Here is a 26516-nt window from a genome sequence, read left to right as displayed (position 1 = left end):
GGGCGGACCGACAAATGTGCGAATCAAGAAGTAAGGTCCGAAATGATGCCGTAATCCCGCATCGTTTTGTTCTTTATCAAATGAAATTCGTTTTCGGTAATCAAAGATAATGTAAGCAGTTGTCTTATCATTGCGATTTGCATGCTGTACCGGATGAGTTTATGGTTCATAATTGCCTCCTATTATTCCAGCAAAGCTGAAAAACAGAGATGCGCAACAAACATAACCGCGTGTGCGCATCTCTGTTTCCGCCTCTGTTTTGGTTGCTTCTCTTCCAATAATCCTATCCGGCGGACAGTGGTTAGCCGTCCTCATAGGCTTCAAACCTCTCCCAGGATCGCTGCAAGCCGCCCCCATTGCGATGAACTGTGGCTGGACGGAAGTATCATTATCCCTCCGCATGGGTCATCGCCTTAAATGGAACCACCATTTATGGATTGCATGGGCAAAATCGCTCGCACTTTACCGCTTCTGTTGAAAAAGCATGTGAAAATAAGAATCGGCAAAATGGTCTTGGCGCGCCTGCAATTTTGGCTATCCTTCCCGGCCATGCGGGGAACGTACCGGATAAGATTGTATTCGGTTGTCAAAGTTCATTGAGAGGAACGGAACATGTCCCTCTATTATTCATTTCATTTTTGATGCAAAATCGGAACCTGTTTTGCGAGATTTCGGGGAAAAATTTTTCGTGACGAAATAAGAGGGGAATGGTAGGGGGAGGAAAACAAAAAAGACGGTGCAGGAAATTTCCCTGATCACCGCTTTTTGTCAGCTCCAAATGCAATTTTGAAATGATCAAATTGACGGTAACGAGAGAGAACCGGAGGAATGGATAACACAATTACACATTTATTCCAAGCATCTTCTGTTTGCGCTAAGACAAAAAGATATAAGGAGCTTTTCCCTCATCGGCCGGCTTTTCCATTTCCGATTGTTCTTATAATAGGGCTCTAAGAGCAAAATCATCCGTGGGCTCACTTCAGTTCTTCCTTAATTTTATTTATAAGTTTTTCAGAAGTCTTCTTGTCAGTTGATTTCTGAATAATGGCAAATATCTTGTCAAGCGTTTCTGATAGAAGTTTGCGTTCACTTCTACTGGCACGCGGAAACATTGTGTCGACCAGAAACTTTTTCTGAGATTTGTTTGTCGTAGGTTCGCTTTCCGCGTAAGAACGGTCATCACTTTCTTTTGGAGGCTCGACTGAAGATTTGTCGGTCTTTTTGCTATCATTAATTGTTCCTATTTCTTTGGTTCGTCGTTCTATAATCTGTGGTGTAAATATAGAAAGTCCGCCTTCACGCTTTTTCTCAAGGTACTTCCTTGCCTTTTCCGCTTCTTGTTCTTTTGCTTTAAGGTCATGCTCTTCGCGTTCGCGCTCTTCTGTGGTCAAAAATCCACCTTGTGCTACTTTCATTTCGAACTCCGAAACTTTGTCATGATAAGAATTTATTTTCTTAATGCTGCTGTTTATATCCGAACCTTCACGATAAATATAGTATAGTGTATTATTAAAATAGTCTTTGAGCTTGTGTTCAAAATCTATTCGAGCGGGATTCTCGTTAAAATAAGCACGTTGGGAGTTTGGAATTAACTCTCGCGACATAGCAAAAATTTCTCCAATAAAATAATTATTACCGCGCTTTTCACGGGTAAACATATCCCTCAAAGTATCGTTATCGCCAATTTGAATGTTTTCTTTGCGCAGTCGCAGCCCACGACTTATTTCGTCCTCTTTTATAGCAGCTTTGAAGGATGTCTTGCCAAACCACATCCAGCCAATGAGAGATTCATCAGCAGCAAAAAAATCATAAAATTCGACTCCAAAAACATCGTCTGGCCCATTGCCAGTCTTTAGATGTGTTTTGTACTTCTTAAAAATCTGCGCGCCATTAATCTTGATGTTATACTCGTCAATTCGAACGTTTAATTTCCTTGCATGATCATAAATCTCTGAGCGATATATGAAATTTCCCTGGTAAGGAACAGGCGCAACGAAGGAAAGATAATTCGTTAACTGCTCATGGTTATTCTCGTCATTGCCACCAAACAGTTCCTCATTCTCGTCATTTATATCAATCAGTTCAACTCTAAAAAAATGTTCCGGATCTTTTTTATCAACAGGGCGCGTGCTGAACTCAATCATTGCATTGAGAACATCGTTTGCTGAATGTTTCTGCACCTTTGTATTCGCTTCATTTATCATTTTGCGCATCTTAAGCGCATCACAGGTCATGATGGAAACGATATCTTCACCAGCCCATCGCGAAGTGAATACAAGGCGTTTACAGTAAGCCAAACCGCAGAGCCTTCCGATTCCTCGAAAACCTTTATCTTGCCCCATGACTTTGTCGGAATCGCAATATTGCCGAGTGTTCTTTGGAACTCTTCAGCCTTAATCCCTGTGGCATTATCTTCAATCACTATGTACCGCTCTTCGGGTTTTATCCAAATATTAACAACACCCTGACCTAAATCGGGATATTTGCTGTTGGGATTGCGAGGCTGTAAAATCCCAAGTTGCTCTGCTTTGTCAATTTGATCGCAAGCATTTTGAATGTACTCACGATAGATGACCTTAGAGTCTTGGTACATCCCTGTGGTTAAATTCTCAATAATGTTAGCGCCGAAAGCGTATTCTGCCATAGCCTGTACTCCTACTTGAATTGTTTGTATATCGGTTTCGGAAATTTGATTTTCAACAGTGAGCGGAACACAGGATTTTGAATCAAGTATTCGCCTTGTGACAATCTTGTCAGCATATTTCGGTACGTGTCGGGTAGGCTTTTGTAATCACTAGTAGAAGTTTCAATTGAGTTTGTTCTTCCATATGCGTGAGTTGCACAGTTCCCTGTCACGCGTTTGTGGATTGCAGACCTAAACTGCTCAGCACCAAACAGAACAACGCCCAGAGAGCGCCCACGCTCTGTTACATCCAAAATCTGTCTGAGAATGGGTGAGCTCTTCGGGACATCACTTGAAGCATATTTATTAAGCTCATCAATGAAGATAACGATGCGAGAAGGCGGGGCGATTCCGCTTTCATTATCATACTCACCCAATTTTAGGTTGTAGATGGTTTTTACGGCATCGCCGAAAACAAACGCTTGCTTGTCCTCGGGAAGCTTAGCGATATCAATGACATGAACTTCGTTTTTCTTAATATTCTTTAACTCATCAGCCAGACGGCATTCGCTTTGCTCAGGCATTACCCTGTTAGCAAACATATCGTCATTCTTAATAGCCTTGTTGACAATGCGTTTAAATTTTCGCCAGCTTAATACAGAAATCTCGCCTTTTGAACCACTTGAACCCTTTTGCGAATTTTCGCTGACGGTGTCTAAAAATTCGCCCCAAGTCTTAAGACCACCGAAATCAGCATCACGCTCGTCGATAATCTTACTAACTATTGCCTCCATTGTTTGATTGGGGTCTTCCACATTGGCAAACATCATCTCAATGCTTTCTTTGTCATCCTCATACACATATTTGAATTTCTTTAATTTCCTACTGTCGATGTAACTGGAAACATCGTCGCGTGACAAATAGGTACTTTGCTTTGCAGACTTACTATCAAAGTAGGGAATATAGTATTTTGCTTGCTTGAATGGTTTTTGTGATAATCCGAGCTTTCTATACTCTTCAACAGTCTCGTCATCCAAGTCTTCATTTTGGCGGTCGATTGCCATCAAATCTCGACCCTTAACATTAAAAAGCACAAACGCGACACTATCATCTTCTTCTAATTTAGTGGCGTATGTGTCTTGGATCGACTTCATAAGAAACATGGCATAAGAGGTTTTTGCAGCAAGACCCGAGATGCCTGAAATATTGAGGTGTGCCCCCTCTGAACCAAGTAAGAACTTTGCGTTTAGTTTTACAGGCAGAGTAACCTCATCCGCAGTACCTTCATACATCTTCAAAGAACCACACACAAGCGGGTTTTCGACTTTATCTAAGCCGAGCGCAAAAGTAATCTCCTCTGGACTTGCAAGATACACCTTTGAGTTATTGTGTACAGGGGTATAGTCGCCCTTGGTGTTATAGGATACCTTCGCAAGAGCAAAGTTCATCCCAACACGAAAAGTTGGTTCGGTGATATTAACATCACCAAAATCGCTCGAGATGAAGTTTGTAAGAAAGCTCGTCGCATCAGTAATGTGTGAGATACTTTCAATAACGCCAAAAGTGTCCGTACCATCCTCACGCTCTACCTTAACGATGTCAAAAGCGTTGAGCTTTGTATCTGAGTTTGTCCAGAAATAAAATTCGTCTATGGTTGTCGGACTCTTTTCAGTGGCAAGAACTCTGCCGATGAGTTTATTTTTAGCCATTATGACTCCTCCTTAAAATAGGTGCAGGAAACTCTCGGTGCTTAGGTACTGCGATTTTACAAATCGTTCCGTCAGGTAAATCGGATAGATATGATTTGCCCAGCGAGTATCCATTCCATAGCACGTAGGATTTCGTTCATTTATTATTAGTGCGCTAAGTCTGTCAACAGTTTCTGTTTCCATCCCATTTTTAAGTTCATCCTCACGCACAAGAATCTTTTCAACCTTAAGAATTCCGTCAAATGGTGTTCTCGTTTTACTTTTGTCTCGTAGCCTCACATACCATACAGCGAAAGCAAGCGGCTCTTTTTCACTTCCGAAATAAGCAACCGGCGTCCGATGATATAACGGCAAGTCAGCAATAAAGCCTGGGTTTGCTTTTCCCTTATCGAAACACGCTTCTGGATTGAACGACTTAGACAATCCAATAACCCAGTTATAATTTTGTTTGAAAGTCTGAAAGCTCTTTTCGTCATCTTTGTCGGTTTTGGTCAACCGATATTCCAAAGAGCCATCTTTTACAAGGTAGTTATCCTGATTTAGCTTTCCTTCCCGAACAAGTTTCTTGACCATTTCCTTTTCTCTTTCAATCATCGCTTCTTGAATGCGAGATGTTCCTCTGTCTTCAAACTTGCGGTCATCATGTTTAATGTCGTATGGAATCGGGGTTACAAATTGCCATCCGCACTGTTGTATTCGCGCTAATTCATTGCTTTCGTTTAGTTTGACAGACAGCGACTCAAAGAACCCCCCCTTACCACTCGGGTCAGCAACGCTTGGGATAGAGAGAATAATTTCACGCGCCAGTGCCTCAGGCATCATTTTTTTATTTTCACGTTTGCAAATACCTACCCCAACTTGTCCGGCTATCGTTGGGTAGATTACACTTCTATCGCCAGACTGAGCATATGCCATATCATCTACTTTATAAACGTGGCGTGAGCATCAAGAAAGTACGTCAACACTTGTTCGTCTCGCTCTGCCAAAAGTCGTGCCAATGACTCAAGCGACTTATATTTGGTAGTAGGCGGTTCGGTTTCACCACGCATCTTCCACACGAAAGTACGGTCTTCAGCCTCGTTATATTCCAAAGAGGACCGCTCTGAATCGAGACTGTATTTATGTGCTTTATAACTCTTGCCGCCAGTCTCCTCTTCAAGAATTTGCGTTATCTTTTTTCTTTTATTAACACTCTCTACAGCCGTCATAAGAACTCCTCCTTTCAGTCTATACGATGATTCAGGTATGCCTTAAAGCATCAATATCATCTTTTGAGAGACTTTTTCAGCGCGCCGCGGCACATTGGTACTTCGAATTCTACAATCATTATCGGCTACATCAGTCTTTGGATTATCGGACACCAGCATCCCGTATATACCGCATGGTGCGGTCAACATGAGGATAAACTTCCGCGCCTTCGCTCGGGCTATGTCCTCTACCAGTGGACTACTCCATTAAGCGTCATACACCGTTCATTTTCCAGTTCTCGGTGAGGGCATGTATTTTATCAAGTGAAATTACCCAAAAAATCAAGTTAGGTTATCCATAAAAATCGCCTGCAGCTGGAAAACGACAATGCGGTTGACATGGACTGATTCACTGCGAAGGGCGAAACCACGGGCTTCGCAGAGGCTATTAAGCCTATAATGCCCGCCACTCTATGTAAACCGCATCTACACTGCTGGAAATTCTCAGCCTTAGTGCAGGACGATTTTTGGGAGTAATTTCTGATGACTAAAGACAGTGGAGGCGCCCCTCCAGAAGTACATCATCAAAACAATTCGTGAAGCATTTCGCACCTTGAAAATTGAAAAAATTGTCTTGACTTCTTGTGCCACCATATAGAGTATATTCCTCAAAAGCGCCTTGGCTAAGCGACTATGCATAGTGTGGTTCAATGTCGTATACCTTACATTACTTCACTTCGACAACAATATGCAAAATCCTCCAGTCTAAATATTAAAGGCTCATCGCCCACTGTAAAACAGTGGCACGATGAGCCTTTAAACCCATTCTTTAATAAACGATTCATATTCACTATATGTCTGTCTGAAAGTTGATGCAACTTTAGTATCCGCATAAATATTAACCGATTGTCCATTAATTTTTGAATTAATCCGTTGCATAAAACTTTCTACTCGGACATAGTCCGCAATCTCTATCTCGTACTCAGGATACTTCATTTTCATTTGATCCCGCAGCATCGGAAAGAATGGAAACAATTTTCCATTCAAGTGGTGCAAATCGAAACGATGTTCCTCTATATACGGCCTGTACTGTTCATATACATCTGTAGAAGGCACGGGTGTAAACAACATAGGTATAACAGAGCCTACACGTTCAGATGCATAAAGGGCTGTATCATATATTTCTTCGAGATCTTCACCAGGCAATCCGAACATAACGAAAGCATTGATGTTTTGCTTACGGGTATCGAATCCAACTTCCTCAAGAGCAGCCAGCAAGGATTCAAAACGAGACAAGTTACTATTCCAAGAGCGATTCCATCTAGCGTTTGTTTCCTTCTTAATCGTCTCAAGCGGTAAATAAATTTTTTCAAAGCCAGCTAACCGCATTAAATATACGATTTCCGGCACTCCCACTAAGTACAACCCTAATGAGCTTTGTTCTTCGTTTTCATAAATAAGGTCGGTTCGGCCATTTTCTTTTATTGCTTTTCTTAAAACAACCTTATCGTCGTCCCCTACAACTAATACAATGTGATCATCTGTCTGCTCTTTTATCACCACAGCACCGTGCGTTAAGTCTTCCTCGAACTTGATAAACGTTCTCTTGGTTCGTCTTTTACTCTCCTTAAAAGCTTCATAAATATCGATGGCACTTGATGTATCTTGTTCTTCTACCGTTTCAATCGATAATGTAGCTAAAATACTTTTATCAGATCGCATTTTTAAGAGATATCTTTTCCGATCACTGAGTGCAACACCAATTTCAATACCTTCTGGTGCATAAATCTTTATGCCCTGTAAAGATTTATCTGCTAATACTGCCTTCAAAATCCGCTTAAACTCTTGCATCTTCATTAAAAGATTATCTTCATAAAAACAAAATACTCTTGTGTTTTTTCTGAATTTATCTTTTATCTCCGCGATCACATCTTCAAATGTACGTGTCCGGACCTTTGTTCCATCATTTAATACGTTGGAGGCACAATACGAGCAAATATGAGGACAACCCCTAGAAGTCGTCAGAATAGTATATGGTGGCCTCTCTTTATCATCATACAGGTCTGTAGCAAGGTCTAGATTGGACGCGGCTGGCACTTCATTATAGATTACAAGATGACGGTCCATTTGAGCTTCATCGTTTAGATCAAGTTTATCCCCTTTCATCAAGAGAGGATCAATTCCCAGTTTTTTTTCCGCGTGCCACGGAGCCAAAGTCGGATATATACCTCCCAATCGAATTTTTGCCTCTGGAAAAACTCTTAGAGCCAGCTCAATTACATCTCGTGTACTCTCCCACCAATATGTCATGATGGAAGTAATCCAAAACTCTACGCTTTTGTATTTCTTTCTTGCGATGCTGTTTTTGTAATTAGTTAACTGGTCTTCTAGCTCGTGTGGAGGCAAGCCAAATATATATTTCCACTTCTCGTTAGGCTTCAACTTATAAGACATCTGTTCTTCTCGTTCCTCAGTTGAAGCCAAAACAACTACACTTTTTTTCTGCTTGCGAACGGCATCATAACTTTCGAAATCTGCCACACGTTCTGGAATCCCACTTCCCTCACCATAAGGGTTCAAACAATCATAGAGTTTTAAGTCATATCCTTCATATCGTAACCATGTGGCGATTTTTAACAACCCGTGAGGCATACTCCATCTAGCCCAATATTGTGTGTCATATATTGGCGGGTTGATGAGAATAGCCAATTTGTTTCGACTAATAGTCATATCATCATCCCCTTTTTTCCCAAACTTCTTTTTAAGGCAACTGAGCAGTAATGATTATCAAAAAAATCAAATGACTGCCCTAATCGTTTTTCGTTCAAAAAGCTGGTATGCTGATAAAACTCCATATACTCTTCGCGTGTGATTCCATTATCTACAGCGAGAGGGAAAACATGCGGAGTTAATTTGTCTAGGCCATGCTTTTGTTTTACTTCTATATACTTCTCACTGTTTATCGTAGGAGTGAAGGGCTTGGGGATTATCGACCCACACATCTCAAGCAAATTCAAGGTGTGCCTGAACAGCCTTTCTAGTTCATCTTCAGCAGTGCCAATCATAATAAAGCCCGCCAAGTTCCCTGAGGATATTCGTCCACTGTTATGTTTAACTAGTTCCAGATAGGCTCTTCGATAGCTATCTTTGTTAAGCTCAGTATTATCTAAATCGTATTCTAGAAAAAATGAACGGTAGCCCGCTTGCAGCATCTTAGTATAAATCCCTTCTGTGGCATTCCTAATTTCCAGTCCACAAAGGCCGTGCAAATTAATAGACAGCTTTTCTTTCTCAAGCGCAGTCAGCATTTCAAGCAGCGGCTTACAATCTTCTCTGAAAATGTTGCTTTCAAAAAAAACGAAATCTCTTATATTTTGTCTTCTTAACGACTTGATTTGTTCAATGGCATTTGCTGAATTGTCGCTCAATCTCAATCCGCCAAATAGCAATGTTCGCCCATTGTGTAAGAACTTTGTGATTTCCCCAGAGTACACTTCGAAATCAGGACAGTACTCTGCTGTATCAAAGTAATCGGTAATTAAATAATCTGCATTCATTCGCATCGCGTGATCAGTTTCATATACAGGGTAAGCTCCCATAATACTCACTTGCGCTGAAGGGCAGATCGTTTTCATATATGATATAACCGGGCGAAGCGTTTCAAACCAATAAGTTGTCATGGTTGTAATAACAATATGTGTTGGTGTCCAATTAGGAAGGATGGACGTCAATTGTTGTGTTGCTTCTTCTAATGGTAAACCATAAGTTCGTGCTTTATATGTTGTTTTAATATTTTTAGTACGAACTTCTTTTGCTTTTGCCAAATCACGCATAGGAACTCTGCCCGACTCCGTAGGTAACATAAAGTCGAGCAACTCCACCTTACATCCTGCCTCATTTTTAAGCTTGGAACTTAATATTAATAAGTCAGTTGGCTGATTCCAGCGAATCCAAGCATACCGTACCTCTTGAATTGGCGGGTTAATTAGTAACACCTTATCTTCACTTGTAATTTTTTGTAACCATGATTGGGATGGGATACATTCCATTGACGACACACCTTTATACTTTGCTCGTCATTAAGCTGACGTAAGTATCTAATTGATCTTGCGGTAAATTAGAAGCAATGGTTGCCAAACAGTGTTTAATAAATTGAGTGTCCCCCATTGAAGTTCGAATAGGATGATCCCAATTGATATAAATTTTTCGTGTAGTGGGATTCACTTGACAAAACATCTTAACATTTTTCTTATTCCCTTGTTTTAATTCGATATCGAAATTTTGTCGACCTATATTGATGTTTCGCTTCCATATATCAGCGTTCTTATCAAGAAACAACTCTTTGGTTTCGTAATTTACTTTATAACCGTTTTCCCCATCCTCTAGGTCTTCTACTTCATAAACAGAGAAGGAAGACAATTTACCTTCTGCCTTCGGGAGTACAGAAGGACAGAGTTTTAAGTCACTCATATCTGTTGACTCATAGAAGGCATCTTCCACTTCTGGATTCTCTATAGCAAGATTGGCAATTACTTGACTCGCTTCTAATATCGTATCCCGGTATGACTGATACTTCTTCTGAAAATTTACTAAGCTTGCATTGATATCGCTTCGTGCTATAATGGCGTCAATTAGTTCCTTTATAACTCCCGTTACACGATCCGGATATTCACCGACAACTTGCTTTTTCACCAGATTGTACACTTTACTTTCTTTATAAAAACCATCTCTGCCAGGATTGATATCCTCAACCGCATCTATCCCAGTAAAAATATTAATCTCACCCGAAATCTGTGTAAGTGCCACTTTCGAAGACCCGGATAATATTTGATCAAAACCAAAAAAGGTAGGCTCTCCAACGGCAACTCCTTTAACCCGGATTAGTATTCCTCTTAATTCCGCTGGCAAAATAAGAGAAGATTGCCCCACTAAAAAACCTTTGGCAAACATCTTGTTATTTTCATCGAAAAGCTCTAATTTTTTCACAATATCTTTATCATGCTGGAAATCGAGCTTTGTAACGGGTTTAATGATACGTCGTTCAAGTGCTTCTTTACTTTCATCATTTTTTATAAAGATATTAATGGGAATTGAATCTTTAGCTCTGTCTATTTCATCTCGAATATAATCTCTTAACTCGGACGGTATGTTCTCATGTATCTTTGCATTAACTGGAATAATTCTGCTAAGATTCCATTCAAACTGGTCAAAGCCACTTAGACTTGCTACATTCCGAGCCCCCTTTTTTCCCTCGTCCTTAAGATCATTTCGTACAAACTCCTTTATGTTATGGAGTTTAATTTGTGTGTAAGATTGATGCTTCTTCTGCCCAGTTACAGTTTCAATCGTTATTTCGCAAAAGTTGTCTATCTGCTCTAGACTCTTACTTGGTTCTAATGAAAACAGTTTATTGAAATTAATTTTTGCAGTAAGTTCAAAATCAGAAGCATCATAAACATACCAAATATCACATTTATGATAAGTTAGTTGTTCGAATTTAATTTTGAATCCATCAATTTGCGTTGGAACTTCGTTCCCATACTCATCCGTTACCCTTTTTATTTCAATACAATTTAGAACAGCTTCATTCTCATGACCGTACAGAAATATATGCTCAACATCAATCTCTTTAACTCCGCTCAGCTCAAATTGAACTTTGTCTTCATAGGTTGCTTTCTTTTTTGTCTTCACTTCTATCATTTCACAATAACGAGCAGGAGCAAGAAAACCGATCCCTTTTCCGCCAATTCTTGGCCTACCTTTTATAGCTGTAAGTTCGCTCTTCCGATAGCTTTTTCCAATTCGAATATAATCTCGAATAAACTCAATTGGTCCCATACCATTACCATCATCCGTAATCGTTAAAGATTCAAAATCAGTCCCAAACTCAAGTTCAACTACTTCTGCATCAGCATCATACGAATTGGATATTATTTCTTTTACAGCTTTTACAAATGGTTGATACACACCCGAAAGTTCTCGTAAAACATCCGGACTTATTCCGCCAAATCTTAAAGCCTTCATATTGTTTTGATCTAATACAACTTGCTCCATACATTATTCCTCCAATGTGCCGATCACTAAACTTCCATAATCCTCGTTCTCTAACTCAAATATCAACAATTCTTCTTTGTTTATTTGTGATAAATATGGAATAGATGAATTAGGATACGAGAAGGTTTTAACTGTTTTTGTCTGTCTGTTTGTTATATTGAACGCATAATTTTCATCAATCCACGCTACAATGTTCTCATTCACTACGCCATCTGCAATTGTAGTGTTCTCGAATGAGTGCGAATTGAACACTTCAAAATTTCCGAATATACGTCGTGTTGTCAGCCGCGCTTGCAGTAAACAGATTTCTTCGATTTTCCCCCCAGTTAATTTGTTCAAAATAACCAGTTCATTCAGCGGTGTAAAGAAAATCAGTTGCTCTCCGAATGTCCCTTGAAAGTGGCTTCCAAAGTAACCTTGATATTCCCATATTGTAATCCCGTTCGAATCCACACAAGCTAATACATCATTTTTTTGAACCAACGACAGATTTTCATCAACAGGCCAATAACAATCCGTCAATTTCCTATTTATCAATAAGCGACCATCATTCAAATAAATTTTTTTGTTCCCTATGGTACACCAGTCACCTGTAAACTCATTAATTGTTGGAACCTTGTATTTTTCAACTATAACAGCCTCATCTATCTCCCAACGAAAACTCATGTAATTAACGTCAAACGCCCCGATGCGATCAATTTTCAAATGGGATCGTGCGTCAGAAATACGCGCTAAAAATACAATATTATTTCTCGAACCAAGAATGCTGTTATATATGGTTTGAACAGTTGTTGTCTCTCCACTGTCAATTTCTATCTTCATGATTATACGACGATTCGTATTTTCGTTTCGATGGCAAAATACTACATGCTGCTGCAGCAAGATAGCCCACATGGTTACATCCCAGTACTTTGGGAACATCCCTCTCCAAATTCGTTTAAACTTCATGAGGTGGCCTCAACTTTAGAGAATATGATTTCATCTAGTTTATTTTTGACTACATCGGCACCTTTGCGCCCGGAGATCCCACTGAACTCTCCATTACTCATCCAATTGATGTGGCTGGCGCGTGATAACAAGTTTTTTAATTTAACTAGATCAAGTTCCTTAGTTTTACGGTTAAGACATTCTACAACTAAGAAGCCGCCTAGTTTGCTTAATGCAAGGGTACCCATCGTTTTTTTGATTAGCGAATTTTTAGTTGCTTGCCAAGCATCTGGCCATACCTCAGATACAATATTCCAATACCCTGTAGCAATCTCATACTTTTGGTTAAAACTCAGGGCTTTAATTTCACCTGATTGAAATAACTCAATTAAGGAACCTCTTAGGGAATCTAAGCTTACTGCTCTTTTAGCCCCACGGACACCATTAAGATTCACTTTCTGATACCACGGACTACCAACCTCCGATTCCAACTTAACAACCAGTTGTGAGAGTTCATCATTTTTACGATCATTAAACCAGACATGGCTCATATTGACTTTCTTTTGTTCTCTATTAATTGTGATGAACAATTCCTGTTCTGCATCTAGGTCGAGATTTTGGAATAGCATAAATGGAATCGGTAAGTTCGTATACTGACAATCCATCAAACCAAGAACACGATGTTGTCCATCTATAATGGAAAGGCAGGATTTTACAGGCAAGTGGAGCCTTCCATATCCAAAATCGTTATGTGGAATGAAAGAACAGTCATCCCGTGCATTCAACAAAATGGGAGTAACAAATCCTGTAGGCTTTTCACTAACATATTTTGCAAAGGCCTTCGCTCGTTTCATGTCGGCGGGACGTTGGTATCCGATTCTACCTTCTTGCGGTGGAAAATGATCAGAAAATGTGAGTTGTCGTGCCTGCTCTTTGGTTAAATACCCTATAAATATTGTCTGATCCTTTTGAACATTTTTAACAACTTCGATAACAACCTCTTTCATCCGATTTGCTCACCGTCTTTCATTTAAGCATGGTAACGAATAAAACTGTAACTTATGTAACTGCGACATTAGTAACAGTAAAAAAATATCGCAAGAATGTGTCGATTTTACCGTCACGTTTAGTTTGTTACACGTTTTTGGGGTAATCTACTTCCCATCTAAGTGTAGGACAACGTCTTTGTTATTCGAAATTCGACAAATAATTATCTAATCCTTCTCAATCACTTCAAAAATCAACAAACCAAATAATGAGAGTGATATTAGGTTTTACAATATTGTCTACTTCTGTGCAAGCTGCACCTCATAGCCGCAATTATCCATCTATTTAGCAGATTATCTAAAATTTCTGTGAGTACACCATGATATATTCGCTACACTTGAATCGCAGGTCTGCCAAAAAGCACCTGCTTATCCGTGTCGAACAGATTCCGGTATACCACTTGTCCCCGAGTGGAGGAAGCATCTACAACTTTGCCATCACCCGCATAAATCCCAACATGAGTAATATCCATAAATCTGCCATTACTCTCGTAGCTCCAAAACACAAGGTCGCCCGGAACCAAATCCGCCGCGCTTACGGTCAGGCCATTTTCCGCGCAAAACCTGGCCTGCTCCGCGGCGGTTCGCGGCAAGCTGATGCCCAGCTGACGATAAACCCATTGGACGAGATAGCTGCAATCCGTATAGTGGTCCTGACCGGCCTTCGGTTGGCTGTACGGATCTCCCAGACGAGTCAGCGCCAACTTGACGGCTTCACTGCCCCGTTCGCCTTCGGGCAATTGCTGTTGAACCAAATCAAGCTGCTCCGGCGTCAAGCAATATCCGCATCTTTACCAAGTATCGCAAACATAAGCGGGCGGAACTCCTCGGACAGCATCTCCTTCATTAATTCCATCTGTTCATTTGTAAAGCGGTATATATCTGCCTGTTGCTCCGCAGTATGGCTAGTGACCGTAATATGCAAGATGCGCTCATATCGGGTAATCGTCTCTTCGCTGGTACTCCTGTCCTCATGTTCGACCGTAACCGTTTCCTTATGTTCTATCGTTTCAACACGAGATTCCAGCGAATTCATATCCCAAAATACCGATCGAATGATACCGATTCTTGTTGCATCAAGCGTAGCCACATCCATTCCGTTTTCCGCATCCGTGACGGTTTTCACGGCAAAGACGGCGATAATGTCCATCCAGTTATCGATTCGCGTATTGTCCGCGCTGCCGGGATAATGATATTCCACCCGGTCTACATTGCCAGCGGATTGCTGTATATCTACCAGTCGGGCGGCAAATTCATCCTCTATTTCCTGAACGATTCGGGTAAGCGGCTTTACATCGGCATCCGTATTTTCACCGGACACAAAGATACCGAAAGGAGAGGAAATGACGGCGGCACTCGCCATGACAATGCACAAAACTACAATTACCGAACCGCTGATCCCCAAAAGCGCCGTCAATCCCTTGACAAGCAGGGCGGTGGCTCTTACAACCATTTTAACGATAAGGCGATTCAATCTCGCGGCAGCTCGCGCGGTTTGAACGGACCGGCGGGCAGACATCGCCATCTGCGTAGCCCGCTGTGCTTCCTTGACGGCATTCATTTTCCCTTCAGTTTGAGCATCCGAATGATTGTTAGCGTGCTCTAGCCGATGCCCATTTTTTACAAATGGCGATAATGTCTTGAAATTTCGTACTTTCCGTTTGATCGTATGACCTGATTGTTTTGATATAGCAGAGGGGACTCGGGTCAACGGTTTCACGCGTCCATTTGCTGAACGAGATACCGCGGCGGAGAATGTTTCCTTCTTCCCGACCGGTTTTAGAGGGCCGATATCCCTTTTCTGCATCCGCTCAGGAAAGCTGACTGTTCGAGAACGATGCAGAAGCCGGGCATTGACCCGGCTCCGTATAAATCGTTGTTTTCCTGAATGCGAGCCAGAAGACAAGACGTATTTTCCATCAACCGGCTTACGGAGACGTATGCTACGGGCAAGTCGCGGTGTACGCGCAATCGAAGACTCCGCATTAACATCAATTGGGCTCTGACTTGTGACAGAATCACCATCTGGCAACGGCTTCCTTTTTAAAATGTGCCGGATCAATCTCTTGTTGATACGCAGAGTCATCCCCATTTGGACACGTATCGTTTTTTTCATAGCCGCTGCGGAATGGCGCTGCGCATATTCAACCGGAGATTGGGAAGTCGTCTTGTCATGATCAACCTGCCGCTTGGCACGAGCGCTTGAACGCTTTACACGATGCAACATGTTTTGGAATCGGTACAAACGTTTGATGTCTTTCACAACAATCCTCGTTTTAATTTCCTTCATCGTCCCATTCCACTCCCAATGTTGGCAGCCATTCAGCGGGTTTGTTCGGCCAGCCGTTTGATCGTTCTCTCGTGACTTCGGCAATATTCGGGATAACGAAGACGAATCGCTTCAAAAAAGTAAAGGGCATAGCTGCAATCGAATAATTCGTGGGGAGTGGAGTAACGTTCGCCGCCTGCTTCGGTCCAGCCGTTCCATAAATTAAAGGCGAGCCGGCATACTCGAATGGTACTGCCAGTTTGCCAAGGGCCGAAAGGCCTTCGGGCTTAATGCCGCCATTAGGAAAATCATACAAATCGCGGATATGACTTCTGGTTTCCCGGGAAATGCCCAATGTATAGAAAAGTGCTCGATGGTAGCCGTCGTTGCATTTCCTTTCATCCAACATCTGAACATAAAATCTCTCGTGTTCCTCATCTCGAAATCGAATCGGATGCATCGCTACAAACCCCTCTCATGGAAAATGAGCGGCTGGTTGCAACCAGCCGCTGTCTGAACATGGTCCTCTATATAACAGTTCATTTTGGCAGGAAAATCGGACCCTCCGACGAAACGATTACATGTTTTTGAGCAAGTATTCCATTTGTTTCAAGCCTCTTTGGATAGATTTGCGGACCGCCCGCTCATCAACATGCTCGGCTCTGGCAATAGCGACTTTGCTCATGCCCAAGAAATAATGGGCATAAATCCGTCTGGCGGATTTCACCGGCAATTGGCACATAGCTTCATAAAGTTGCTGCCGTGAAAGTTTGCGTTCGTAATACTCCTCCGGTGATATCGAAAGAAATAAAACATGCTGCTCAATCCCGTCGTTGCGATCAAGCGAATAATAGGCCCGATGGCGATACGTTCGCAGCCTGTAGGCGCTTTCTTCCAAGTCGAAGCGGCGGATTTCATGGGCAACTTCTTCATCCACATCAACCCATACATCCGTCTTAAAAAAAGGATACATATCCCGCAAATTCATCTTTTTCATTCAAGTCCCTCCATTTTGGTTTGTTGGCAAACCAAAACAGAGGGGGGAGAACGACATCCAGTGCTACTGTTTATGCATTTGTGCAATAGCTGAAAAAAACAAAAAAGACCTTGCCGCAGAGCATGGCAATACTCCATTGCGGCTAAGTCTGAAAGTGATCGTGTTAAAAATCGTAGAACAGACACATAAAAAGATCGCGGTTTGACATTGCAAACAACAGGGCGAACATAAATATCAGCTCCATCCTCACATGGCAACACCGCTGCGAGAAGAAAGCCAATCTGTTTTTATGTTGGTGCTGTCATACGATAGTAATGAAGATTAGAATATTTACAAGAAATTTGTTGCAATACAGAAAATTCGTAATTAAAAAATTTGTCGAACAAACTTGTGTCCGACAACCGTGAACAGGACGAATTTTTGATTTTCATTCTCAACATTGACTCATCGGTAGAAACAGTGTTAAGTAAACATAGCTGTTCCGAAATTGAATGATATACGGATCATTTTAAGTGCCAAGAGTATAAACTATAGAAAAACTCATCCCCCAAAGTCATAGAAAAGCAGTTCCTGGCTGTAAGATAAGGACCATTTTCCCACCACTTCGAATCTTTCCTTGGTATAAAAACATTTCAAGTTTCCGAATTTATAAATAGCTCAACTTTCGCAGCATGAAATCGGTAAACAAGCTTTGATGTAATGGGCAAAGCAGAAATCCATTGCTGGAGTTGACGATGTATCAGAACTGATTGCAAGATTGATCCTACAAAATCCCAATATTTATAAGCATTTAAGACGATTTTTGCTCTGGTCGAGTAGACGTGAGCCTCACGGCCAACGTCCCTCACAGATCCGTACGTGCCCAATTAAGGCATATGGCTCCTCATACCATCCTTTACAAAGTTGCAATGATCAGCCATAGATATTCACATAAATTTTGGGTTCAGGCAAAGGGTTACGTTTCAGAAAGAGATTGAACTTGTCATACGTGAAGCTTCTTCTCTAGCTTCTGCGATTTAGCCATTTAAACAACGCTTTGGTAATCTGAAATTTGTATACGGACAGCGCTCGGCTATTGTCGGGTATCCCATAATAGCGGTAATGTCCTATCAGTTTGGCCCGTATTGTTTTCATTAACTCCTTCACGTCTTGATGGCGTTCTGCTTTCAGCCATTCTTTGAATGCTTTCACTTTTGCCTTAAACTTCTTTCCGCTTGTTTTCCTCTTTACTCTGAATTTACCCTTGCTGCTTTTACTGCAGTAGTGAGTTACCTAAGAAGTCAAACGTCTTGGGCTTTCCCAGTCCTTTTCGCTTCCGATTTTCTGCGGTGAAGCGTCCAAATTCCAGGATTTTCGTCTTTTCTTCTGCAATTGCAGGTCGAATTTGGACAGTCGCTTAATTAACGCTTCGTAGATCGATCTGTATCGTCCTTGTATTGAAATTGAAAACAGCACACGTGGTGAGTAGCCCGATGGAATCGCACCATCAGGCCCTCTCAGAACCGGACGTGAACCTCTCGGCTCATCCGGCTCCCATTATCCAGTCGCAGGCACAATACCCATTTGCCAATGTGCAAACAGATGAGGAAGGTTCTTCGCTAGTCGTCCCAACCACCGAATGGCCCGTGTCTTGTGTTTCGCCAGCTTCTTGTATTTCCTGCGGGCCCACACGACAAGCGCATCATTCATATGGCGTAGAACGGGATATAATTGCGATTTGTAGAAATGGCCAACGCCAGCGGTAAGCAACAAGGCGTGCAAGGCAATGAGGCAGACGATAAGAGGATGGCGGATGCATTTGAAGCCGGACAAAGGAATTGCCCGAACGACTCCAGTATCGTTCTTGCGTCCCGTATCGCCCATAAATACCAACCGTACCAATTTTCTTGCGGAAAGGACGAGGGCTCTTTTGTTCTTATGCTTCGGGACTTCGTCGTATTTCTTCTGGTAAAACTCTCCGTACTCAGCATCGTGCTTGCGGACGGAGTCCGCAACTTGGACGAGATAGTAACGGAGATATTTATTGCCGGTGCGCATACGAGAAGTTTCTTTTTCCTCGAATACACCAGACTGGTTCTGGTTCCATACGAGACCGACATATTGGGCTAGATTGGCGTGATTTACAAAGCGATCAATACCGCCATACTTTCCCTAGGATGCCTGCCGCGAATACGGGGCCAATGCACTTCACGGAGGTAAGTGTTTGCGGAGGTCTTTGAACATTATAGTTGCGAACCCGATCAGACGGATTTTAGCGAACAGGTGCACCATTGCTTTTTCAGAAAGCACGCGGGATAGATTGGCCCCAAATTGCTTCTGGAGACAACCTCAGAAGTATCGTGTAAACCTTCCTCTGCCAATTTCGTTATAAACAACCGGCTATCATGACTGTTGGATTATCCGCAAGAGAGATTTCCTCCCCTGTTGAAAGAAAACGAACAACAGGTCTTTGTATATGGCTCGTGATCTTGGTAACGATTGCCTCTTCCCCACTAAGTAAGCGAACTTTAGTTCCAGGGGGATAGGCGGGAACTGATTTCACAAATGCTTGCACAACATTGTCAGAATAGGTGTTACCGTTTAAAGCCATTATCATTTCCATCACCTCATGTGGAGGAACATTCTCAATTTGATTTTCGTACATATTGCATACTCCGCATATTTGCGCGTATTCGTGAAAAGCACTTCCCCGAATCGATCTGGGGTATCCTTGTCCATCGAAGGTTTCATGATGCTGGAAAGCAACATGCGCAGATAATAAACTGATTTCACGAATGCTGCGTAAAATGGCAAACCCAGCTTCCGGATGCTTCTTATCCTCTTCCGTCGCCGTTTTCCCGATATCATGAAGCAAACATCCTATGGCTAGATCCCTAAGCATTATTTCGTTATAGCCAAGAAGTTTACCCACCTGCAAGGATAGAATGGCCACATTTACCGCATGGGCATACGTTTTGAGCTCCAATGCCAATGTTGAAGAGGGCACGGGTAATACAAGGGGGCGACTTTGAATTTCCATGATAAGACTCCCTGCTCCCTGAAGCAAATTTCTAATCGGGAACGGCTTCTTCATTTTAATAGCGTTAAACGCTTCTTGAACCGATTGTACGATGTCCAACCATGATGGAATACCGATCATTTCTTCCAAGGTGATGCCATTGGATTCAGCGTCTTCCACAATAAGATTTCGGATACCGATTTGAACTAACCTTTCCAAATATTTGGGATGAATAGTATGGTTCGCCGAAAGAAGCATACGGCGATTACTATCATATACCGGTTTGGCTAACTTCATGGTCCTATCATCGTATTGAGAGATAGAAATCATTCTCACGGGTTTACACTCCCTTGTTATATTGCTTTTAGATGGGAAACAGATTAATCATTCTTACGTGTCCATGCATCTTATGGAACAGTACAACCCGTACAGGTTTAGTCATACGGGATAAACTTAATTTAACCTTAATTTTCACGTGCAAGTCACGCGACCACCCGTTCAACGGGGAGCTTGATATCGCCCCTATAAGGGGCCTGTTGCTGGCAACGCCTAAAGGCGTGGTTCCACAATCCATTGTCTCTTGCCACCCCTAAAGGGGTCTTTTACGATTGCTCTTTGTCTTCGAGTTGATCCGCTTCTACTTGATTCTGGATGTACTTTCGGAGCTCCGCTTCAACGGGATTTTCACACACAGATGGATACACACAAACACTTCCTTCGACAATCGCCACTTCTTTATATTCGCACAGTTTTTTGATGATTTCCCTGATGTCGTTTCTCAATTGCCCGTACATCACTTTTCGTCTGTACTTGGGTATGAATACGATACGGTATGTGCAATCCCATTTCGTATGTGATAGACTCGAATTGTCTATGGATGCCCTCTGCTACTGACTTTGGCCTGCGAAACCTTTGTCGGCATGGCAGAGGAAGGCTTTTCATCATAGGCATCGGCTCTTCCTATTCCGTTCTCCCACTCATAGCGTGGGGCTTAATCTAATTAGCTCTTCTTTCTTTCATACAGAGATTTAAATTACTTTTCTTCGCCTTTTTCTTGATCCTGCTGATCGCGTTATCAATAGATTTTTGTCTTAAACCGATTTTTTCTGCGGCTCCCCTATAAGTCTTACCATTAATAATTTCTATAAAGACGAGTTGTTCGATTCGGGTCATTGTACTCAAAAATTGGTTAAGGTCACGTTGCTTTTCTTTTGTTTCTTCGTTTTTCAAATATATTTCCTCAGGCGTTGGCGAAGTAGAAGCTAATATATCCATAAAACAGTTCTCACCAGAGTGGTTTTTATCAATTTTAGAGAAAAATGACTTGGAATTACTTAAAACCTGTTGTTTTTTTCTTGTCGCTGACTTCACGGCGTTTATAATATGATTCTTAATATGTACCTTTGCAAATGCCTTGAACGTTCCTTTATTCCCTTGGAATTTAGTTAGAGCGACATATAAGCCAATACATCCTTCCTGAAACAAATCCTCCTTTAGCAAGCCCTTAGCGAAATATATGTTGCAGTAAATGTGAATCATAGATGTATATTTTTTTAAAAGGATATTAAAAGCATCTTGATTTCCTCGCTTATAGAAAAAAATCAACTTCTCGTCTGTTATCGTTTCTGAGATTCTAGTCATTGATTTGCCCCTTTTTTCTGGACATTACGATAAAATCTTCGCACAGTCTTCAACGTTACATCGACAATCGTCACTGGCTGCAATAAAGACCAGGTCGTCAAATCGATACTATTCAAACTGCTTCTCCTATCTAACCAAGCATAGCTAGTTCCATCTGCAAGCCACCAACATTCTGTCAATAATCCGCTTTAATGGTGTTTTTTAATGAGTTCAATCACTCTTCTTCCGTCTTGTCTAATTCCTCGGTTTGTCTTTGATCTTCCAACTCGGGGTACATAACTTTCAATTGGCGGAGAATTTCCTCGATTTCCTCCGGTGTGAGAATTTCTTTTTCTTCCCCCATTTTAGAGCCTCCTATCATATTAGTGATAAACCCGCTAAGGCGTATAATCAAAGACTGTGGTCAAATCAACCATCATAACGGTCCTTTTCCCTTTATTCAATTTGCAAATCTGATGAACATATTTCTTTTGATTGTCTGCCTCCAGTAGACGAGGAGTATCTTCAAAGAGTTCTTTATTCAGGCTGAGGACTTCAGACGCCGAATCAATAAGTATACCGATCCGTTCTTTTTTGTGCTCGACAACCAAAAACTTGGAAGGAGGAAGCTTTCTATTTTCGGCTATCCCAAACAATACCCTCAGATTCATCAGAGGGATAATTTCTCCTCTTAAACTAACCATTCCAGAAATAAAATCAGGAGTTCCCGGTATACTGACGATTCGATCAAGATTGTTAATTTCGCGAACGTAATCAATTCCTATTCCATACTCTCCATCATCTATTCTAAAGACTACAATTTTTTCCAGATGCACTTGTTCCTTCGAAAGCTCATGACCCATCGGTTCGATTCCATGATGATCTTCCTTCAATCCGGAATAAATATCTCTCAAATCAGTTAAGGAAACCAGCTTGTATGGATCCAAAACCATAACCATTTTTTGACCATTGTTCAGCTTCGCAAATTCGCTTATGCAATCCAATTCGGCGTTGTTTGCGATTCGAATCGGATTGTAAAATTGATTTCTCGGAACACTGGCCACTTCCGATACATGGTCAACAACAATACCATAAGAAAAAGCCCCTGCATCCACAACAACAATCCGGGTAGATTCATGAACCTGGCAATGCGGAATTCCAAAAATCTTTCCCGGGTTTATAACTGCAAGCAGGCGGTTCCTTACGGACAGAACTCCTTCAACATAATAATGGGAATTCGGAACATTCAGCAGCTCGCCATAGCGCAAGATTTCTTTTACATGCTTTATGTTTAATGCATAATTCTCATTGCCTACGTTCAAAACAACCAACTCTTCTATACCGCTAGTGTGCGACGACGGATCCTCATGCTCTCCCGCACCATTTGTTTTTGTTTTCGCGAATGTATCATCCAGTTGCTGAATGTTTATGATTTTCTCTGCATCCAGAACCATAATGATGCCTTTACCCGGATCCTTAACGACAATGCCGCTAACGTACCCCTCTTTCAAATTTCTTATATTGGAAGGCGGTTCAGTCATAGCGGAAACCTCAATGCTTGCCACTTCCGAAATCCGGTCTGTAATCATTCCCACTTGTCTCCCGTGTATATCAGCAACAATCATTCTGCTGTCGTCGTCATACTCTCTAATAGGCATATGAAAACATTTGCGTAGGTCTATTACAGGCAAAACACTGCCTCTTAAGCTGCTTAACCCGGCAACATGCTCGGGAGCATTGGGAATTGTCCTCAAACCGTTAACCCTTACAATTTCCCGTACATTCATCAGTCTGAACGCAAATTGTTCTGTTCCCACTTGGAAAACAACAAGCTCTATCTTATGGTCAGACGCAACGGCAACCGACACCTCATGTTCTTCTGCAACGATAATGGCGCTGCTCGTCGCAGTCGAAAGTACCGGGGCAACCGGGACCTCGTGTTCTTCGACTACGGGGGGACCTTCCTCGGCCATCCCCGTCATCTCCAAATCGTCCATTCCCCTTGATAATGCTTCTGCCTTTTGCTTCTTTCTTTTCATCTCGCTTTTCATTTTTTCCAAATTGGACAGGTCTTTCCTGTTTTTATTCCCTCTGGACATGGGATATCACCTTTTTCACAATGCTTTCAAATTGCCGGGCAGATTCGCTGTCATGCTCATAAACGGTTTTCCCTAATTTCCCCGCCTCCGCAATCTTTGTTCTGCGGAATATGGGCGGGGCCAGCAAATCATCATTCGCAATAAATTCCTCCAACAATTCCATATTTTCTTTAGAGTCGTTGATCCTTTGATCAAACATATTGGGCACGACAAGCTTGATCATGCCTGCGTCCAGCCTCATATCGGAGAGGTACTCGTAAATATTTCCAACCGCTCTAACGGATGCAGCTTGCATTTGCACAGGCACGATCAGTCCGTCTGCATAACATAAAACCGCGTCATTGACTTTGGTGCGCTGAGGTCCGCAATCGATAATAACAAAATGATAACCAAGCTCTTCTAGAGGTTTCAGCTTCTCTTTCAAAATCAGATCAATTCGGGCCTCTCTGAAAAATTCCAGGTTTATTAAATCGACTTGAGTGGAGGGCAACAGATCCAGATTATCCCTGGCATGGATAATACATTCCTGAAGTTCGACTCTTTGCCTGCTGGATATCACATCATACAGTGTCTTTTTGTAATCCTCAGAAGTAAAACCAAGAAAAAGACTGGCATCGTTCTGTCCGTCCATATCAAGCAATAATACCTTATACCCTTCAAGAGCAAGACCGTGCGCAATATGGACAGCTAGGGTGCTTTTTCCGACTCCCCCCTTGTTGTTAAACACAGCATATTTCATAAACTTATTTCCCATATGGCCCTCCTCTGCAATCAATCAGCTTTTTGCAAGCTGTATAAGATCAATTGGATTAATAATTAACACAACCTGACCGTTTCCAAGCAGAGTTGAGCCGGATATACCGGGGATTCCCGCGAGATGGCCATTCAAAGGTTTAATGACAAACTCCTGTTCATTCTTGAGTTTATCCACGATCAAACCAAACTTCTCCGCACCATTGGAGATGATTACTGTATTAAGCTCCTCATCGTTTTTATAGTCCCTGTCGCCAAGCAAAAACAACTTGCTCAACCATTCGATGCCAATCACTTCACGTTTATGGGATGCAAAATACTTTCCGTCGAATTCATGAATATCTCTCGCGTTCATCTTAACCGTCTCCGAAATATGATCGATTGGAAAGATGTACGTCTCATGTGAAACGTCGACTACAAGCCCCCTGGAAATCGCAATCGTAAGCGGCAAATGAATCACCATCTTCGTACCTTTGTCAATTTCACTATCGATGGAGATACTGCCGTTGATTTTTTCGATATTGCTCTTTACAATGTCCATGCCCACTCCGCGGCCCGACACTTCGGTTATTTGACCGGCAGTGCTGAAGCCCGGCAAGAAGATCAGATTGATCAATTGATTTTTCGTCATCTTTTCCGCATTTTCCGAAGTAATAAAGCCTCTTTCAAGAGCTTTCTGCTTCAAAACCGATGCATCAATGCCCTTGCCGTCATCTTCAATTTCAATGTATACATGCTTGTCTTTATTGTATGCCCTGAGCGTAATCTTTCCTGTCTCACTTTTCCCTTTTCTAAGCCGCTCGTCTGCAGGTTCGATGCCGTGGTCGGCTGCATTTCTGATCAAATGAACGATGGGATCGCTAATTTGCTCAACAATCGTCTTATCAATTTCTGTATTTTCTCCAATCATTACGAGTTCCATTTTCTTTCCTGTTAGCTGTGCAACATCACGAATAATTCTCGGCATTTTTTGAAACACCGTCTTCACTTCGACCATTCGTATGGACATGATGGCATTTTGCAGCTCATCCGATATCCGATTGACGGAAAAGCCTACCTCCTTCACTTCCTTGGACAACTCCGGAAGATCATACTCCACATTCAATTTTGCGGATAAATGCATAAACGCGTTCTTGGCAATCAGCAATTCGGAAATCATATTCATCATCTTATCAAGCTTGTCCTGACTTACCCGTATGCTCTGCGGCAGCGAAGCTTTTTGCATCGGTTCGGGAACATGGTCTTTATTGGAAACCTTGAATTGCATTTCGCTTTCGTTTTCTGTTTCTTGAACGGATGTCAAATATAAGATCTCGTTATCAATCTTATCTAAAATATCCGCATGCAGGATTGAAGCCCCATTCTCCAGCGCCACCGATTCCATTGTCGCCTTCAAATAGTCTGCAATCTCATAACCCAGGTTTAAGAAATCTTTCTTGAAAGCTTGCTTTCTATCTCTGATGAGCGCAAGCAGACTTTCAAACTGATGTACAACGTTTGAAAGCTCATGTAATACCGTCATATTAAGGCTTTCCGTTGAAAGAATGGAGCGAAAATCATCTATGCTTTTCTTTATGCTATGTACAGCCAGCAAGAGAGCGTTGAATGCGTCGCGATCATTCTCTTCTTGATCGAGTCTTATGAAATAATCGTTCATCATCCGGTCAATATGCTCATAGACTTCAAACAAGAACTGCTCCTTTGTTTTATCCGGGAATTCAGACTGAAGGATTTCCATTCCTCCAGTTTCATGGGCTGGTTCTATCGGTTCTTTTCTTTCCTTATCCACAAAAATATCATGCAATTTTTGAACAATTTCATTCCAATTCTTTTCAACATCAAACTCAATCAATAATTCGTTGCCTTCATTTAACGAACCATGATCTTTGAGTTTATCGCTGAATTGTTGAATGCAATCGTTTAGAACTTCGACAGCTGACAGCAAATAATCAATAAGATCCGAATGAACTTCAATTTCTCTCTCCCGGATTGTATGTAAAGCAACCTCAATCTCATGGGTAATCATGGTGATTACAGTCAGTCCGGCATAGGAGGCTCCCCGTTTCATATGATGAATCCTTCTATACAGGTCGTCGATCAATTCCTGATCATTGCATTGAACCTCGAGCTTTAAAATCTGTTTCTCAAGACCTTCCTGACATTTCGTCCAGTCTTTCAGAAGCATTCTCCATAAATCCATGTTTTGGGGATCAATCGAAACATGCATCTTCTAC

21 protein-coding genes and 2 pseudogenes are annotated in these 26516 nt (G+C 41.8%); all 23 read right to left on the bottom strand.

The genetic code is table 11. The features are described from left to right. Positions 1–974: 974 nt before the first annotated feature. Positions 975–2213, bottom strand: coding sequence for a hypothetical protein (locus SD70_RS14845; protein ID WP_197081050.1), 1239 nt, complete (start codon positions 2211–2213; stop codon positions 975–977). Between the two features lie 17 nt (positions 2214–2230). Next, a complete protein-coding gene (locus SD70_RS36970; protein WP_052487461.1) occupies positions 2231–2644 on the bottom strand; it encodes a hypothetical protein in 414 nt (137 codons plus the stop codon). Positions 2645–2655: 11 nt separating this feature from the next. Beyond that, a complete protein-coding gene (locus SD70_RS14840; RefSeq protein ID WP_041048315.1) occupies positions 2656–4332 on the bottom strand; it encodes an ATP-binding protein in 1677 nt (558 codons plus the stop codon). 12 nt (positions 4333–4344) lie between these two features. Beyond that, positions 4345–5247: a hypothetical protein gene (locus SD70_RS14835; RefSeq protein ID WP_197081049.1), complete on the bottom strand. Its 903-nt coding sequence runs from the start codon at positions 5245–5247 to the stop codon at positions 4345–4347. A gap of 5 nt (positions 5248–5252) precedes the next feature. Next, positions 5253–5540, bottom strand: a complete 288-nt coding sequence (locus tag SD70_RS36965) for a hypothetical protein (RefSeq protein ID WP_197081048.1) — start codon at positions 5538–5540, stop codon at positions 5253–5255. 795 nt (positions 5541–6335) lie between these two features. Next, the gene (locus tag SD70_RS14830) at positions 6336–8249 is read right to left on the bottom strand and encodes a radical SAM protein (protein ID WP_041048314.1); all 1914 of its coding nucleotides are present in this window, start codon (positions 8247–8249) and stop codon (positions 6336–6338) included. Next, the gene (locus SD70_RS14825; RefSeq protein WP_041048313.1) at positions 8246–9568 is read right to left on the bottom strand and encodes a hypothetical protein; all 1323 of its coding nucleotides are present in this window, start codon (positions 9566–9568) and stop codon (positions 8246–8248) included. The genes SD70_RS14830 and SD70_RS14825 overlap by 4 nt, the downstream gene beginning before the upstream one ends. 13 nt (positions 9569–9581) lie before the next feature. Next, entirely contained in the window at positions 9582–11573 is a 1992-nt protein-coding gene (locus SD70_RS33355) for an ATP-binding protein (RefSeq protein WP_052487460.1), read from the bottom strand. Between the two features lie 3 nt (positions 11574–11576). Continuing rightward, the gene (locus SD70_RS14815; RefSeq protein WP_041048312.1) at positions 11577–12521 is read right to left on the bottom strand and encodes a hypothetical protein; all 945 of its coding nucleotides are present in this window, start codon (positions 12519–12521) and stop codon (positions 11577–11579) included. Beyond that, on the bottom strand, positions 12518–13507 hold the full coding sequence (locus SD70_RS14810; RefSeq protein WP_041048311.1) for a DGQHR domain-containing protein: 990 nt from the start codon (positions 13505–13507) through the stop codon (positions 12518–12520). Before SD70_RS14810 ends, SD70_RS14815 begins: the two co-directional genes overlap by 4 nt. Before the next feature lie 371 nt (positions 13508–13878). Next, on the bottom strand, positions 13879–14322 hold the full coding sequence (locus SD70_RS14805) for a C40 family peptidase (protein ID WP_082053367.1): 444 nt from the start codon (positions 14320–14322) through the stop codon (positions 13879–13881). Beyond that, entirely contained in the window at positions 14319–15836 is a 1518-nt protein-coding gene (locus SD70_RS14800; protein WP_041048309.1) for a hypothetical protein, read from the bottom strand. The genes SD70_RS14805 and SD70_RS14800 overlap by 4 nt, the downstream gene beginning before the upstream one ends. Continuing rightward, a complete protein-coding gene (locus SD70_RS14795; protein WP_449267215.1) occupies positions 15823–16275 on the bottom strand; it encodes a DUF6075 family protein in 453 nt (150 codons plus the stop codon). The genes SD70_RS14800 and SD70_RS14795 overlap by 14 nt, the downstream gene beginning before the upstream one ends. Before the next feature lie 117 nt (positions 16276–16392). Continuing rightward, the gene (locus SD70_RS14790; RefSeq protein WP_041048308.1) at positions 16393–16812 is read right to left on the bottom strand and encodes a sigma factor-like helix-turn-helix DNA-binding protein; all 420 of its coding nucleotides are present in this window, start codon (positions 16810–16812) and stop codon (positions 16393–16395) included. Positions 16813–17814: 1002 nt separating this feature from the next. Next, positions 17815–18003 (bottom strand): group II intron maturase-specific domain-containing protein, encoded by a 189-nt coding sequence (locus tag SD70_RS40370; RefSeq protein ID WP_052487459.1) that lies wholly within the window; start codon positions 18001–18003, stop codon positions 17815–17817. 675 nt (positions 18004–18678) lie between these two features. Beyond that, a pseudogene (locus SD70_RS36045) lies at positions 18679–19018 on the bottom strand (transposase); the annotation flags it as partial. 159 nt (positions 19019–19177) lie between these two features. After that, the gene (locus SD70_RS14775; protein ID WP_231571224.1) at positions 19178–20107 is read right to left on the bottom strand and encodes an HD-GYP domain-containing protein; all 930 of its coding nucleotides are present in this window, start codon (positions 20105–20107) and stop codon (positions 19178–19180) included. A gap of 419 nt (positions 20108–20526) precedes the next feature. Beyond that, positions 20527–20685, bottom strand: a pseudogene (locus tag SD70_RS38085) (transposase); the annotation flags it as partial. 121 nt (positions 20686–20806) lie between these two features. Beyond that, positions 20807–21451: a sigma-70 family RNA polymerase sigma factor gene (locus tag SD70_RS14765; protein WP_041048305.1), complete on the bottom strand. Its 645-nt coding sequence runs from the start codon at positions 21449–21451 to the stop codon at positions 20807–20809. A 214-nt stretch (positions 21452–21665) separates the two neighbouring features. Continuing rightward, entirely contained in the window at positions 21666–21794 is a 129-nt protein-coding gene (locus SD70_RS39255) for a hypothetical protein (protein ID WP_269432471.1), read from the bottom strand. Positions 21795–21828: 34 nt separating this feature from the next. Next, positions 21829–23481: a chemotaxis protein CheW gene (locus tag SD70_RS14760; protein WP_231571233.1), complete on the bottom strand. Its 1653-nt coding sequence runs from the start codon at positions 23479–23481 to the stop codon at positions 21829–21831. 31 nt (positions 23482–23512) lie between these two features. After that, entirely contained in the window at positions 23513–24283 is a 771-nt protein-coding gene (locus tag SD70_RS14755) for a ParA family protein (protein ID WP_197081046.1), read from the bottom strand. Positions 24284–24304: 21 nt separating this feature from the next. Continuing rightward, on the bottom strand, positions 24305–26509 hold the full coding sequence (locus SD70_RS33340) for a chemotaxis protein CheA (protein WP_052487457.1): 2205 nt from the start codon (positions 26507–26509) through the stop codon (positions 24305–24307). Between the last annotated feature and the right edge of the window lie 7 nt (positions 26510–26516).

Source organism: Gordoniibacillus kamchatkensis, from assembly GCF_000829455.1.
Classification (GTDB): domain Bacteria; phylum Bacillota; class Bacilli; order Paenibacillales; family NBRC-103111; genus Gordoniibacillus; species Gordoniibacillus kamchatkensis.
This window is presented reverse-complemented; position numbering and strand designations above follow the sequence as displayed.